Origin of the sequence: Thaumasiovibrio clandestinus (genome assembly GCF_047250365.1) — a bacterium.
Taxonomy (GTDB): domain Bacteria; phylum Pseudomonadota; class Gammaproteobacteria; order Enterobacterales; family Vibrionaceae; genus Thaumasiovibrio.
The window spans coordinates 1-13011 of sequence record NZ_JBLBVL010000015.1; the positions used below are offsets into that span (position 1 = coordinate 1).

14 protein-coding genes, 1 tRNA gene and 2 pseudogenes are annotated in these 13011 nt (G+C 43.6%); 5 read left to right on the forward strand and 12 right to left on the reverse strand.

Annotation, left to right across the window (positions count from 1 at the left end):
- Positions 1-840 (forward strand): IS66 family transposase (tnpC, locus tag ACKLNH_RS16025; RefSeq protein WP_413113271.1); only part of this gene is annotated, 840 nt, incomplete at its 5' end.
- Between the two features lie 332 nt (positions 841-1172).
- Here tnpC and ACKLNH_RS16030 read toward each other — a convergent pair.
- Positions 1173-1604: a hypothetical protein gene (locus tag ACKLNH_RS16030; RefSeq protein ID WP_413113272.1), complete on the reverse strand. Its 432-nt coding sequence runs from the start codon at positions 1602-1604 to the stop codon at positions 1173-1175.
- Positions 1605-1832: 228 nt separating this feature from the next.
- Between ACKLNH_RS16030 and ACKLNH_RS16035 the strand changes: the two genes are divergently transcribed.
- Both ACKLNH_RS16035 and ACKLNH_RS16040 read left to right on the forward strand, forming a co-directional pair.
- Positions 1833-2441: an HD domain-containing protein gene (locus ACKLNH_RS16035; RefSeq protein ID WP_413113273.1), complete on the forward strand. Its 609-nt coding sequence runs from the start codon at positions 1833-1835 to the stop codon at positions 2439-2441.
- Positions 2438-2614: a hypothetical protein gene (locus ACKLNH_RS16040; protein WP_413113274.1), complete on the forward strand. Its 177-nt coding sequence runs from the start codon at positions 2438-2440 to the stop codon at positions 2612-2614. Before ACKLNH_RS16035 ends, ACKLNH_RS16040 begins: the two co-directional genes overlap by 4 nt.
- A 42-nt stretch (positions 2615-2656) precedes the next feature.
- On the opposite strand, the gene ACKLNH_RS16045 is transcribed toward ACKLNH_RS16040, so the two are convergent.
- From ACKLNH_RS16045 to ACKLNH_RS16065, 5 genes and pseudogenes are all read right to left on the reverse strand, one after another.
- Complete coding sequence (locus ACKLNH_RS16045; RefSeq protein WP_413113275.1) at positions 2657-3346, reverse strand: hypothetical protein; 690 nt, start codon at positions 3344-3346, stop codon at positions 2657-2659.
- 110 nt (positions 3347-3456) lie between these two features.
- Positions 3457-4242, reverse strand: a complete 786-nt coding sequence (locus tag ACKLNH_RS16050; protein ID WP_413113276.1) for a hypothetical protein — start codon at positions 4240-4242, stop codon at positions 3457-3459.
- Between the two features lie 43 nt (positions 4243-4285).
- Positions 4286-4960: an HsdM family class I SAM-dependent methyltransferase gene (locus ACKLNH_RS16055; RefSeq protein WP_413113353.1), complete on the reverse strand. Its 675-nt coding sequence runs from the start codon at positions 4958-4960 to the stop codon at positions 4286-4288.
- Positions 4940-5251: pseudogene (locus ACKLNH_RS16060) on the reverse strand (type I restriction-modification system subunit M N-terminal domain-containing protein); the annotation flags it as partial. The pseudogene ACKLNH_RS16060 and the gene ACKLNH_RS16055, both read right to left, overlap by 21 nt.
- 68 nt (positions 5252-5319) lie before the next feature.
- Entirely contained in the window at positions 5320-5559 is a 240-nt protein-coding gene (locus ACKLNH_RS16065; protein WP_413113277.1) for an HTH-like domain-containing protein, read from the reverse strand.
- A 480-nt stretch (positions 5560-6039) separates the two neighbouring features.
- Here ACKLNH_RS16065 and ACKLNH_RS16070 point away from each other — a divergent pair.
- Positions 6040-6161: pseudogene (locus ACKLNH_RS16070) on the forward strand (IS5/IS1182 family transposase); the annotation flags it as partial.
- Between the two features lie 39 nt (positions 6162-6200).
- On the opposite strand, the gene ACKLNH_RS16075 reads toward ACKLNH_RS16070, so the two are convergent.
- The 3 genes from ACKLNH_RS16075 to ACKLNH_RS16085 all read right to left on the reverse strand — a co-directional run bounded on the left by ACKLNH_RS16075 (position 6201) and on the right by ACKLNH_RS16085 (position 7571).
- Positions 6201-6371 carry a hypothetical protein gene (locus tag ACKLNH_RS16075; RefSeq protein ID WP_413113278.1) on the reverse strand — a complete coding sequence of 57 codons (171 nt, stop codon included), beginning with the start codon at positions 6369-6371 and terminating at the stop codon, positions 6201-6203.
- Positions 6372-6433: 62 nt separating this feature from the next.
- Complete coding sequence (locus ACKLNH_RS16080) at positions 6434-7348, reverse strand: Arm DNA-binding domain-containing protein (protein WP_413113279.1); 915 nt, start codon at positions 7346-7348, stop codon at positions 6434-6436.
- A gap of 10 nt (positions 7349-7358) precedes the next feature.
- Complete coding sequence (locus ACKLNH_RS16085) at positions 7359-7571, reverse strand: hypothetical protein (RefSeq protein WP_187463286.1); 213 nt, start codon at positions 7569-7571, stop codon at positions 7359-7361.
- A 194-nt stretch (positions 7572-7765) separates the two neighbouring features.
- Between ACKLNH_RS16085 and ACKLNH_RS16090 the strand changes: the two genes are divergently transcribed.
- A complete protein-coding gene (locus ACKLNH_RS16090; protein ID WP_413113280.1) occupies positions 7766-7984 on the forward strand; it encodes a helix-turn-helix domain-containing protein in 219 nt (72 codons plus the stop codon).
- A 244-nt stretch (positions 7985-8228) separates the two neighbouring features.
- Here the strand turns inward: ACKLNH_RS16090 and ACKLNH_RS16095 are convergent.
- From ACKLNH_RS16095 to ACKLNH_RS16105, 3 genes are all read right to left on the reverse strand, one after another.
- A tRNA-Gly gene (locus tag ACKLNH_RS16095) sits at positions 8229-8303 on the reverse strand.
- A 514-nt stretch (positions 8304-8817) separates the two neighbouring features.
- The gene (locus tag ACKLNH_RS16100) at positions 8818-11868 is read right to left on the reverse strand and encodes an efflux RND transporter permease subunit (RefSeq protein ID WP_413113281.1); all 3051 of its coding nucleotides are present in this window, start codon (positions 11866-11868) and stop codon (positions 8818-8820) included.
- A gap of 3 nt (positions 11869-11871) precedes the next feature.
- On the reverse strand, positions 11872-12966 hold the full coding sequence (locus ACKLNH_RS16105) for an efflux RND transporter periplasmic adaptor subunit (RefSeq protein WP_413113282.1): 1095 nt from the start codon (positions 12964-12966) through the stop codon (positions 11872-11874).
- Between the last annotated feature and the right edge of the window lie 45 nt (positions 12967-13011).

Here is a 13011-nt window from a genome sequence, read left to right on the forward strand (position 1 = left end):
TTCGCACCACTATACCAAGCGCTCAAACATCACCTCCTGAACCAAGTTGTTGTTCATGCCGATGAAACCCCACTCAATGTGCTCAAAGAAGACAAGCAGGCATATATGTGGCTCTACTGCTCAGGTGCTGACTCCCCCAAAGCCAGTGTTGATGGTACAAAAAACATCGTCTTGTTTGACTATCAAAATAGTCGTGCAAGTACTTGCCCTACGAGCTTCTTAGGTGATTACCACGGTTACCTTCAAAGTGATGGCTATGCAGCTTACGACCGGCTCGATAAGGTCACCAATGTGGGTTGCCTTGCTCATGCTCGTCGCAAGTTCATGGACGCTAAAAAGCTGAAGGGTAAAGGCAAGACAGGTAAAGCTGACGTAGTCCTGGCAAAAATCCAAAAGCTCTATGCGTTGGAAACGAGGCTGAAAGGCAGTACGGCTGAGGAGCGCCTGATGGCAAGGCAGACTGAAGCAAAACCGATATTAGATGATATCCATCACTGGCTCACTACGCAGAAAGTGGTTGAGTCGAGTGCGCTTGGTAAGGCTATTAAATATACCCGAGGACAGTGGCCGAAGTTGATTCGTTATATCGATGACGGGCATTTATCTATCGATAATAATCGTGCCGAACGTGCAATTAAGTCACTGGTTATTGGGAGAAAAAACTGGCTCATTGCAGATAACTCAAGAGGCGCTGATGCTAGCGCAATGCTCTACAGCATCATCGAAACGGCAAAAACGAATGACCTAATCCTCTACAATTACATGGTTCATTGCCTGAAAGAGCTTGCTAAACCTGAGCCGGATATCAACTCGCTGCTTCCTTGGAACTTCGATTATTAAAGCGCACCACGTGGGATCGTGGGGCGGATACGAATATCTTACAACATAAGAACAATTAACACAGTTTAACAAAACTTTACTATCGTGAGAAAAAAGCCGATTCCTTGATACATAAATTAAGTTACACATCGAATAAAAATATAAATCTCACACACTAATAAAAAACATAAACAAATTTAATTGATATTGAAAATTTGAAAAATTTCGCATTCACTAACAAAACCAAACTAAACCAAACTAAACCAAACTAAACCAAACTAAACTAAAATAGTTGCCCAGGCTAAGGAATAGAAAAAATAACTCTTGCCTATAATGACTAAATTTAATCAATCTCACTTATCAATGAATAACTTTGAGGTGATATTTCCCCCTGATATGGTAGCCTCAATCTCATCCTCGCTTGGTTCACCTTTTACATTCGCAATGATATATAATTTTCCTTCACGATATAGATAATAATTATAGAATCTGTTAGAAATACGCGCAGTATAAATGCTAGCATAAGAAGTAATGAAAGAAAAAATACCAAAAAAAAGACATTCAAATAGTGAAATACCTTCCCAGATAATGAATACCAGCAGCATGATTGGTATTAAAACAATAGGTAGAATACCTAGAAACATCACTTTACGGAGAGTGGCTTCACACTGCTCTCGGTATCGAAATTCAAAAAATGGGGTTCTTCGCAAAACGGACTCAGAAAATAACACCTGTGTTACCCAAAGAAATGCCATGAAAATACTATAAAAAAGTATTGTTATCATTTTACACCTTTATTAAGAAAATTTTGCCTGCTCTTATGTCACTCAGTGTTATCACTATATCACGCAGAGTGGACGAAATACGTCTGTCTCCTCCTGTGCATTTGAAGAAGACAGTAGCTTACTAAAATCTTCAAATCAGACGAATTTCGTCCGTTTTTACTGCTAAAGTTCTACGTACCTAACCACAGTGCTTGTTCCAAATAATCCTGATTACATAAAGGTGAGATAATGCTTTATCAAAACCCCATCGACAAAAAACTGGTTCAACGTGTTGCTAAACAATTTCCCTTTAACCATAAGCATTCTGAGCATGGTATGGGGCATTGGTTACGTGTGATCAACAATGGCATACAACTCGCACAAAATAGCCCATTGATCGATATTGACGTGGTATTTTGGTTTGGCCTGTTTCACGATTGTTGCCGGCTAAATGAACACAATGACCCACATCATGGAAAACGAGCATGCCATCTCATTGAACAACTGCATGACCACTTACCATTAAGCAATACACAATTAGAACAACTCAAAGAGGCATGTTCCATTCATACCAAGCACTTTGTGCACGATGACCCCACTATTGCCGCATGCCTAGATGCTGACCGCCTCGACTTACCAAGAGTTAATGTTGATGTTAATCCTGCCTACTTATCTCTAGAAGCGGCGAAGTGTCCTAAGTTAATAGCCAAATGCACTCAAAAAGCCCGGTCTTGGGCTATCGATGAAGAGCTCGCCTTGCAACTTGGCGTAGCGCTCTTGTTTGATATTGAGGAGCATATCCTAGACTTCTTCGACAAATATGCACTAGACAACTCGACACGGGGTATCAACGAATGAACTACGACATCTACTCTAACTACTGTAAAGAACTAACCGAGCACATGAGTAGTGAGTATATGGACGTAGAGCATGATGAGGATGGCACTGCACTCTATTTCCTTGCTATTGAAGAAATCTGTCTAGAGTGCCAGCACCGACACTGTAAAGAGTTCACAAAACCAAAGCCTTAACCTTAATGTGCAAATTAGCACACCTAACGACAGGTGTGCCCTCTACATTAGCTTTACCAACCATTGCAGATATTTGGGTGGACTATCTGGAATCCACAGCAAGCTATAAAGAATCGAATAAGGTATGAGCGCTAATACATAACAGACAGCACCATACAAGTAACTAAGACCAATAGCGACACCGGGCATCCCCGTTCTTTCTTGAATTAAAGGAGATTCAAGTTTGGTGATCCAATCTGTTTGTAATAATTGCCATACTAAGGCTACCTGGACACAACAGCACATAATCATAAACACCGCTCCCAACACAAACTGCTGAGGGAACTGTCTTAGTGCAATGCACAGCGCGAACAATGGAAGAAAAAGGGGTATCAAGACACAAACAAGCATTTGCCAAACATTCTGTATCCAGAACAGCCGATTGCGCTTCTTTTCTATTTGCGCTGCCGCTTTCGCAGCGATTTGCTTCCTGTACTGCCTATTTCGATAGATTTTCTCTACAACATCAAGAAAATCTCGAACATTGCTAATCCGAGGATGCCCTTTATTGCATTCCTTTGGCTCTAGCTCACCATGACAAAAAGCAAGTAAACTCTCTCTTACTACCTTGATACCGAACTCTTCCATTTGCTCGACTGCGAACGCTAACGCTTCAAGCATAGGTTGCGAAAAGCAACCCATACAGCGTTGTTGTCCTTGAAAATCGTCTTGTTCAAGTATTGATACCCACACTGGGGCGTATTCTCTGTTCAGCTTGGAAGGGACAAAACAGTAGGGGCATTGTTTACTCTGGGCCGTATCTTTATTGTGACAAATGATACATTCACATTCCTTGTCCATGACTAGAGCCCTTTCTCCAAACACCTCTCTTGATGCACTCGCACAACAACGGCAATCAAAGCATCTAAGAGCGCAGGGGGCTCACATTGCATCGACTCAATATCACGAACTAAGTGCCTAGGTCGAACACTGCGCATAGTTTGATGATTAGCCAGAACAAAATGCACTTCAGGCAATTGACCTTTTGTTCGATTGACCAACGCACATGTCATTGAGCCTAGAGATTCTAGTTCGGATTTTACAAAAGCGTGACGTTCATTCGCCCCATCAAGCCAAGCGAGGTTAATGGCTTTTTGGTTAATTGGACGAGATGCTGCCCACTCAGTGATTTGATTGGTCGCTTGTTTCTCTATGTAATGCAGACCACTGCTTAACATACCGTTGTGTAACACACCTTTGTAGATAAGTTGTATTTCAGTCTCACAGTATTCACTGGTATAACCCTTTGGAATCTCGTTAATGTACCTAGGATTGCGAGTCTGCTGCTCAAGTTTCATCGCATACTCATCCCATGGTTCTACTTCTAGGTGGGATTGCAATCTCCACTGGGGGATATCATGACTCAGGAGATCAGGCCAAGCCATAAAATCGCCGCCAGCTCGACAAATATCAATGAGTGAAATAGTGTCATCCCCTGCCCCGCGGAACTTCTGTAACTCAGTTAGCAATGCGGTAATGACTTCATCTGTCGCATTCCACCATTGCTCATTTCTGATGTCGTTGTTTTTCTCGTGAAAGTACCCTGGTAAGAAATGTTCGTACACAGCTTCTTCATTGATAAAGGTCATCTTGGTGCGCCTCAACAGCTTGATTAAATTAGATATACTCACTCTAACAAACGAACCAGACGTTTTTCGTCTGTTTGTCAAAGTAAGTAACTTTGCCGTTGCTTTTTAAGCTTTTTAAGCTTTTTAAGCTTTTTAGAATGTGCAGTAAGAAGGTGTAATCACCATTTTTTTCAGGTGGAATACCCCAGGTAAAGCGATCATATAAATCGCTTTCGGGGTTTAACCCACTGGTCCAGTTTTTGTTAGAAAATGGCGGGTTGGCCACACAGAAATCAAAGGTTTTCAGTTGATTTGGGCCATCTTTCCACTCTGGCTCAGACAAAGTATTACCTTTAAACACTTTCGCGGTCGCATTGTCATGCAAAATCATGTTCATTCGTGCCAATGCACTAGTCGCGTTATCCATCTCTTGACCAAAGATAGATAAACCACGAGGCGCTTCATCACTCGCCTTTAACAGTAAAGAGCCAGAGCCACAAGTTGGGTCATAAACCGATGACTCTAGTGGCGTATCTTTGGTAATGCCCACGACTTTAGCAAGAATGCTAGACACTTCTGATGGCGTATAAAACTGCCCCTTAGACTTACCTGATTCGGTCGCAAAGTGGCGCATAAGATACTCATAGGCGTCACCAAGCAAGTCATCACCATCCGCACGGTTAGCAGAGAGGTCTAAGCCTTGGAAGATACCGACTAACTTGGTTAGACGATCGATCATGTCTTTGCCTTTGCCTAACTTGTCTTCATCGTTAAAGTCGGCAACGTCAATCACGCCTTTTAGATCATTGGCTTCAGCAAGCGCTGCGATAATTTTATTTATTTTATCGCCAATTTCTTTATCGCCTTTGGCCTCAATCATATCGTCATAGCTAGCACCCTCAGGCACTTTGATCATGCCACGACGCACGCCTTTGTATTTGTCAGAGACGTATTTCATGAACAGCATAGTCAGTACATAGTCTTTATACTGACTGGCGTCCATACCGCCGCGTAATTCGTCACAACTAGCCCAAAGGGATGAATAGAGTTCTGTTTTTTTATTGCCATGGTGGAAAAGCCTTTATAAGAATTGGGCGGTTATAATTTGTTGGTATCTAAGCCGGCGGCTTTTAGGCGAGCAGCGAGGTTGCGCATTTTAGAAAACTCAGTGCCAAAACTGCTTTTAAGGCCAACGCCTTCGCAGAACTCTTTGGCTGTGATGGTTTTTAAATCATCCGCATACTTGATCATTTGTAGGTGCATTTCTACAGTGTACTGATTGCGAGGAGCCTCATCTAAGGCTCGTTTGATATTAGCGAAAATATCTTTTTCATTCATGCTGTTGCACCTTTGAACTGTACGTTGTCACTGGCTTTTTAGATAATTTATCTAAATTATCTAAAAAGCCTTATTTGGACAATAAGTAGTTTGGATAAACGTGACTAATCGGTGAATTTTAAAGCTTATCTGCCACCCTTCCTGCTCGATCCAAGATTGACTCGGTTGGAATACCTGTCGGGTGTCCATCTACTGATTTAGGGTGAGAAGTGTCAATATGAAGCCAAACATGGGCCTATCTCTTGATTTGGCCATCCCTAATGGCTATGCACCGCGCTTTTTTGATTCGAGAAAACAGTTCTTTCCCTTCACGAGTGGCTTTGTTGCGCAATTCTAGTGTACTAGATCATGTATTTACGTTCAGCGCAGTGAAACCCACTCACTATAATAATCTCATGTCTAAAACTCTGCTTCTAACCACAAGAACTGGCGTCAGTAAAACTAATCATTGATTAATCGACTTTCGCTCACGTTTTGGGAAAAGGACACCCACGTAACTGGGCCGTGGGCTGTCAGAAGCTTTAAGCTCAATCGAAAAGTGGAAGCAAAACTACGGCTATCACAAACGCTCACGGCCTGAGACCGCCATGCATCGTGTGAAAATTGATGGTAACGTTGTTCAGTGACTTACTTCACTCCCTCTAGTGCTTTGCTCTCTCTAAAGCCAGACCTATCTGGCGCTCAACAAAACTTAGCACCCAATCCACATCTCGCTTTGAACGGTGGTGACGACATTGATATAACACCTCCACCACGCTATTTGCTACCATGTCCAAAAATATATCTTCTCGCCAATACTGATACGGAAGCATGTAGGTTCTACCTTTTAGTAAAAGATAGATTTCGGCTTTAGATTGCTTGATATCTTCCACAGTCATCTGATCAAAATAGTGACTTTGTATGACATCCAAGCAAAGACATTGTGCAATGTACAGCTAACGGTGAATAGCGCATTATTTACCTCCAGCATTACGACACGGTAAGAGCCCTCTGTCTTGAGATCCGACAATTCACCGCGAACCAAACTCTGGTTGACCGTGATGGTTTTGTTCTTCAGATCGACATCTTTCCACATCAGACCATCAATTTCACTGGTTCTGAGTCCGGTAAAAAAGCGGGCGATGTAATATGCCTGGAAGTTAGCTGGCGCGTTTTGAATCACCAACTCCACTTCCTGTAAATTGAAGGGATCAACTTCAGTACGGCCTACCTTTAACGCTTTTATATTCTTCCAAGGCGAAGTAAACTCATAACGATCAGCGGCTTCGTTTAGCATCATCCTTAATGCCGTCATGATATGATTGATGCGAGATGGACTAAGTACCTTCCCCTTTCGACCTGGGACTTTGGCGAGTGTAGAGCGAAAGCTTAAGATTTGTTGCTTGGTGATGGCGCTGATCTTCTTACTGCCGAACATCGGTATAATGTACTTCCTAAGAATACCGTCGACATCTTCATAATGGCCTTTACGCCATTCAATTTGCTTTTCAGATAACCAAATCTCAGCAAATTCATTTAGCCTTGGTGCATCTGGTGACTCAAAATATGCCTTTGCTTTACGCTTGCGTTCAGCCAGTACAGCAAACTTTTCGACTTTTTTACTTTTCGGAAAATATTTGGCGTAATCGAAAGTGCCAAGGGTGATCTCTGCTTCAATATTTTTTAGTAACTGTCCGAGTCGGCGTCGGTTACTACTGTTGTCAATCAGCTTGGTATACTCACGACACCGTTGCCCTTTATATCTAAAATCTAGATACAACTTATTGTTTTTGACATTGATGCTTCCCATATTTCACCTCTCAATTTCCATTTGTCAGAGAATACGTTGTCACACCATTCAACATCTCTTCTTCAACGCGCTCCCAGATAAAAAGGATTTTCCGGCCACCAAATGGACGAATGTAATGAATACCTTCAAACAGAACAGAATCCTTTAGCTGCTCACGTATGACCCTCTTGTCATATTTGATGGCCGCGGATAATTCTGCGGTTGTTAGATAGGTAAAGCCCATAAAACCTCCAAAGTGTCTTAATGCGCCCCTTGAGGGTCATTATTTGCCTCATTAGCACGCACGTCAAACACTTTTTGTACCTATAGAGGTACATTTAAGGTCTGGCAAGGTAACAATTAGCCCTTGAAAGCAGCTAGATCCTGGCGCTGATTCTACGTTATACTCTGGATATCAATATGTTGCGGAAATAGAAAATGATTAAGTGCCACCTTTCAGCCATTATGGGAGCCAAAAGACTCAAGATTGCTGATATTGTTAGAGATGCTGGCATTAACCGAAATACTGTTACTCGCCTCTATCATGAAACAAATAACCGAATCGATTTTGATACTTTAGAAAAGCTATGCCGTTATCTAGATTGTCAGGTTGGTGACTTACTCGAAGTGATAGATGACGAAAAAACCGAAGATTGATGTGCGTAGTAAGGTTCAGCCATTAGAAATAGTTATATTGAGCTGATGTTATTTTGCAAAGTGAAATGCATCTGTCTACTTGCCAATAAATTCAATGTGGTCCCCACCTTGGTCCCTTTGTGGTCCCCAGCGGTATCACTTGGCTAGTAGCACAACTGTAATTCTAATCGCCAGACACAGCAAAATACGCCATTAAGCGCATTAATTTCAAATAGATCTGTGAAATTTACTGATATAAGAAAGCTGGAGCGTGCAGCGGGAATCGAACCCGCATCATCAGCTTGGAAGGCTGAGGTAATAGCCATTATACGATGCACGCATCATTGTGGGACAAGTTCAATATGCCATATCTATTAGAAAAGAAAAGCAAAATTTCGTCATTCAGCACACGCACGCTCACTTTTTGCACGAATCGTGCAGTAATCAGTCTACGTCATGCAGATATGGGAAAAATCAGCGATTAAACCGATCATCTCGCGTCTCTTAACCTCACAATAGCACGCGGCCTCTACCTCTTTGCCGAACTATCATTTTCCATTGTTTAATCGACGTGTGTATTTTGGAAAAGACAATATCAGTACCAGCTCTATCATAGCGAAACTAAACAAAAGCAGTGCAACCTCAAAATACAGGTAATGGTACAACATGACGTAACCTCTTAATTATATCTATTCTTTTTAACGCTAAAGTTGCACCCCCCCCTACCAGCAAATAACAGCACAGGAGCGATGACAGAAAAAAGAGCGCGAATTGTAGATTCACGCTCCTAATCACTGTGCTAACACAAGTTCAAGCCACAGTGCTTCGGCTTAAACCGCTACGAACAATCAGTTCTAATGATATCTAACTCGATATAGCAGCGAGTAAATAACAGGTAAAATTATCAGTGTTAAGACTGTTGCAAAGCCCAACCCAAAAATAATCGTCACGGCCATTGATTGGAAAAATGCATCAAAGATTAGCGGTATCATTCCTAGCATTGTTGTCAGTGCCGCCATACACACTGGCCGCACACGGCTCACACTGGCATAAACAATCGCATCGTGATTAGAACGCCCCTGATCCAGTTCAATACAAATCTGCTCAACCAAGACAATGCCATTTTTCACCACCATGCCTGTAAGACTCAGAAGCCCCAACAATGCGGTAAATGAAAACGGAATGTTTAGTAGCAACAAACCAGCCGAAACGCCGATCAGAGACAGAGGCACAGTAGACCAAATTGCCAGCGGTTGACGAATCGTATTAAACAAGAACACCGTAATAAGGAACATGGCCAGATAGCCTAATGGTAACGAGCTAAACAATGATTCTGTTGCCATCTCTTGTACCTCATGCTCCCCTCCCCACTCAAAGCTATAACCATCGGGAAGCTCCATCGCCTCTATCTTTGTCTTCACGGCTTGGCGCAACGACTCAGCAGTATCATCAGAAAACGGCTCGACATCAGCCATCACAGAAATAACCCGACGATAGTTACGTCTAACAATCAGGGAGTTTTCACTTTCTACATCATAGCTTGATATTATCTGGCCCACAGGTATCCATGTTTGCCTTTCCGCAGACCAAATTTGCATTTCGTTGATGGTATCGGCATTGAGGCGCTCTTCTTCTGGTGCACGCAGTACCATTGGCAATAAATGGCTTCCGTCACGGTATACGCCTACCTGCTGCCCAGAAAAGTTAACCAACAGGGCACTATCTAATGCCTGCTTAGAGACCCCACTACGACGTGCTGCTGCCTCATCAAATTGCGGGCGAACTACATGGGTCTTTTCACGCCACGAATGACGGATAGCGGTGGCTTTCGGTTCTGCTTCAAAAATCGCGGTCGCTTCAGCGGCTAACTGACGTAAAACATCAGGGTCTGGCCCATAAAAACGCGCCTCTACCTTTGCCGTTGGGGCTGGGCCAATATCCATCAATTTAAATTTAAACTCAATCTCTGGATAGTCATGTTGAAACTCTGCCTCCATGACTGGAATCAGCGCTTCGATTGTCGATAGGTCGTTGGCCTCAATAATCAACTGGCTATAAGACGGGTACATCATTTCTGGCGCGTAAGTAAGAATGAAACGTTGTGCGCCCATGCCTAGCACTGTTGTAACATTCATTACTCCATCATGCTGTAGCGCTTTCGACTCTATTTCTTGCATCACCTTTTCGTTGTGACGAATATCAGTCCCTTGTTGCATCCAAACGTCAACATAGAAAATCGGCGTGTTTGATGGTGGGAAAAATGCTTGGCGGACAAAACCAAAGCCCACAACGGCAGCCAGCAATAAACCAACAATCAGTACGATCGTGGTAATTCGGTGACGCAACGCTGTCATTAATACCCCACGATAAATAGAAAATACCAGCCCCTTATAAGGGTCCACATCTTCTTCATCTGCGACTATCTCTTCTTTAAAGAATAACTCACAAAAAAATGGGGTTAGCGTTAGGGCTAATATCCAGCTGAGAAACAACGAGACCATTAACACTTGGAACAAAGAGCCTAAAAAGTCGCCCGTGGCGTCTGGCGACAAACCAATTGGAGCAAAAGCCAATATGGCAATGATGGTCGCTCCCAGTAACGGCCATTGGTTTTGCTGCACCACCAAATTAATGGCTTGCAGCTTAGTGAGCCCACGTTTGAGGCCAATGAGTACCCCTTCGGTAATAACAATCGCATTATCAACCAACATACCTAATGCAATAATCAGTGCACCAAGAGATATAATTTGGATTTCGATATTAAGGATGTTCATCCCAATAAAGGTGCCCAACATGGTGAGTAACAACACCCCGCCCATCAAGATGCCCGAACGTACCCCCATGGTCAGCAGTAATACCACAATCACAATTCCAACGGCCTGAGCTAGGCTGATCAAAAAATCGCTAACCGATTGATCGACAGCATTGCCTTGGTCATATACCTTGATGAGTTCTACGCCCAAGGGGCGTGAAGATTCAAGTGACTGCAGTTTAGCTTCGATAGCCTTGCCGACTTCAACAACATTGACGCCTTTGGCAAACGAAATCCCTAATGAGATCGCACGTGCACCGTTACTACGGTATAGGTTGCGCGGAGTTTCATCGAACTGACGTGAAATGGTGGCAATGTCACCAAGACGGATCAGATCGCTGCTACCTGGAGGACTAATAATCAGGTCATTTAGTTCATTAATATCGCCAAACTCTCCTGTGGGATGAATTCGAACGGCATGCCCTTGAACCAGCATATCTCCCGCATTAGAGACCACATTCTGGTTATGAATAATGCCAACTATCCATTGCGGGTCGATGCCTAAAGCGTGCAAGTTTTGTTGCGACACCTCAATAATCACCTGCTCATCGACTGCCCCGGCAATAGATACACGCTTTACGCCTTCAACAGCTAGTAATTCTCGTTGTAAAAAATCGGTGTAATTTTCTAGTTCGCGATAGCTAAATCCCTCCCCACTGATATTAAATAGCACGCCATAAACATCACTGAAATCATCAATCACTTGCGATGGATAAACACCCGGGGGTAATGTTCCTTGAATATCCCCGACTTTGCGTCTCAGTTCATCCCATATCTGTGGGTGCATACTACCGGGATACTTTTCATCCAACTCAACCTTGAGTTGAGAGACGCCCGCGGTGCTAAACGAATCAACCGTTTTTACGTATTCCAATTCCAGTATTGCGCGTTCAAGCGGTAACGTAACCTCTTCTTCCACCTGCTCTGGAGATGCGCCAGGGTAGGCCGTATTAACCAGAGCTTGAGGGATAGGAAATTCAGGGAATTCAAGCTGTCCCAACCCAGTGAATGACACAAGACCACCTAGCAGCAAGACAACAAACATCACCCAGCTAATAACGCGATTTCGAATTGAATATTCTGCGATGGACATAACTTACAACCCTCGCTCACGTTGTAGTGGCTTAACCTTCATCCCCGTTCTAAGTTGCCCTAGACCCGCAGTAACCAGTTGATCGCCAGATTGTAGGGGACCTTCAATAACAACCCCTTTGCTCGTTACCTTATGCGTCATCACCTCAACTGGCTGAACCTCGCCATCTTCAAAACGCCACACTAGCGCTTTCCCGGTTCGATCATCAACAAGAACGGCACTCACTGGAACGGTAAATCGCTGCGGGTCAAGACTACCTGGCATAACGCGTGACAGGTCAAGGTGCAATGTTGCACCCATACCAGGATAGATAATATGACCGTTATTCGGCAGACTCAGTGAGAACACCACTTCATACGCTTGAGTTCCTGGCGTTACTTGGGTGGCATGTTGCTTGTATGTCACCGGATAGCGCACATCACTGCCAACAAAACTCACTTCCGGCTGGTAGGTTAAATCGACTTGAGACGCGTTAAGCTGGCTCAATAGCCCTTCTGGCAACTGAATATAAATATCTAATGCCTTGTCACTCTGTAATGTCAAAATAGCTTGCTGTGGCTGGATGTATTGGTAGTTATCCACCGCAACATAAGCAACGCGCCCTGAAAAAGGGGCGTTTAGTGACGCATCCGCCAGTTGATCTTCGGCGAGCTTTAATGCAGCTTGAGCAGAATCTACTCGTGCTTGTGCGTTATCAAAATCCGATTGCGACAACACGTTCTTCTCTTTTAGCTGCGCTACCCGCGAAAAGTCGCGTTGAGCAAGCATGTGATCCGTCTGCCTTAAAGCCAATTGTGTTTTAAAGTCGCGTTCATCGAGCGTTGCCAATAACTGGCCTTTCTCTACCCTATCCGCGGGCTTAACGGGCAACGCAGTTAATTCTCCCGGAACACGAAAAGAGATAGTCGCCTCTTCACTAGCAACGACATGAGCAGGAAAGCGGTGCATCGTTTCGCTTTGTCCATCTGCAATCGTCAAGAGTTTCACTGGGCGTACCACGCTCCCTGTACTGCTGTTATCCGATGACGGTGTGCAACCAAACAAAAACACCATGCCGATGGTGATTGTGGCTCTGTTCCACCAAGAATATCGCATCATTTACTTCCCTCAGTATACCCTTCGAATTAAATCCGAATATTATTC